Here is a 1,324-nt window from a genome sequence, read left to right as displayed (position 1 = left end):
TTCAGTCGTTCCCTTCCTGCTTGTAGTAACGACTTCAGTCGTTCCCTTCCTGCTTGTAGTAACGACTTCAGTCGTTCCCTTCCTGCTTGTAGTAACGACTTCAGTCGTTCTCCGGTTGTGTCACTACTGATCTCTTGCTCCCGTTGTAACCAGGCTGGAGTATGGATATAGTATTAAATAGGAACGACTGAAGTCGTTACTACGAACATCCGGAAACGACTGAAGTCGTTACTACGAACATCCGGAAACGACTGAAGTCGGGACGTTGAACGAAAGAGAACGACTGAAGTCGTTACTACAAACATCCGGAAACGACTGAAGTCGGGACGTTGAACGAAAGAGAACGACTGAAGTCGGGACGTTGAACATTCGGAAACGACTGAAGTCGGGACGTTGAGCATGAAAGAACGACGGGTGGGATTGCTTAAAAAATAGGGATGTAGCAGTAGTGCTACATCCCTGTTTATACATTTAGCCTTGAACTGTTGATGAAGGATAGAATGTTAGTAAAGGGCTAAGGCTGAGAACCAGGCAATGAGGGAACCGAAGAGGAACGCTAGAACGACTCCTGTTTTTAAGAGGGGAGTTTGCGATCGCATGAGGGCGAGTTGGGATTCTAGCTGCGATCGCTCTTGGTTGGCGGCTTCCAATTGCGCTAGTACCTCCGATCGCTCCCGGTTAGCTTGGGTGACTCGGGATTCTGCATGGGATTGATCATGCAAGAGGCGCTGTAATTTTTCTTGGGTTTGTGATAAATCCCCCTGGAGTTGGGACTGTGCTGCCTGAGATTTGGCAAGCTGAGTTTGTAAGTCCGATCGCTGTTGTTGTGCTCGCTCATTTTCTGCCTTGATTTGAGCGAGTTCGGTTTGCAGGTGCGATCGCATCTCTTCCACTCCCAATAACTGGGTCCGGGTTTCAGAGAGTTGCTGTTGCCAGTCCTGTTTCTCCCCTTCGAGTTGTTGCAATCTTTCCCCCCGTTCCTCTAGGTGGGATTGAAGTTGCGATCGCTCTTGTTGCAGTTGCTCTAACTCAGTTCGCACCTGGTTCAGTTGAGAGTCTAATTCCCCTGAATGCTGTTGCGATTGAGCTAATTCAGTTCGCACCTGATGCAGTTGAGAGTCCAGTTCCCCTGAATGGTGTTGTACTTGCGCTAACTGCGATCGCACCTGGTTCAGTTGAGAGTCTAATTCTGCTGAATGCTGTTGCGCTTGAGCTAACTCAGTTCGCACTTGATTCAGTTGGGATTCTAATTCCCCTGAATGTTGATGCGATTGCGTTAATTGGGTTTGCACTTGAGTCAGTTGAGAGTTTAATTCCCCTGAGT

1 protein-coding gene is annotated in these 1,324 nt (G+C 48.3%); it reads right to left on the bottom strand.

Annotated elements, in window-relative coordinates; all coding sequences use genetic code 11:
• Positions 1–503 precede the first annotated feature (503 nt).
• A partial coding sequence (locus NG795_RS13290) for a coiled-coil domain-containing protein (RefSeq protein WP_367289140.1) occupies positions 504–1,324 on the bottom strand: 821 nt, incomplete at its 5' end.

Source organism: Laspinema palackyanum D2c (assembly GCF_025370875.1).
Taxonomy (GTDB): domain Bacteria; phylum Cyanobacteriota; class Cyanobacteriia; order Cyanobacteriales; family Laspinemataceae; genus Laspinema; species Laspinema palackyanum.
Note: the sequence above shows the minus strand (reverse complement) of the source record. Positions and strands in the feature narration are given on the sequence as shown.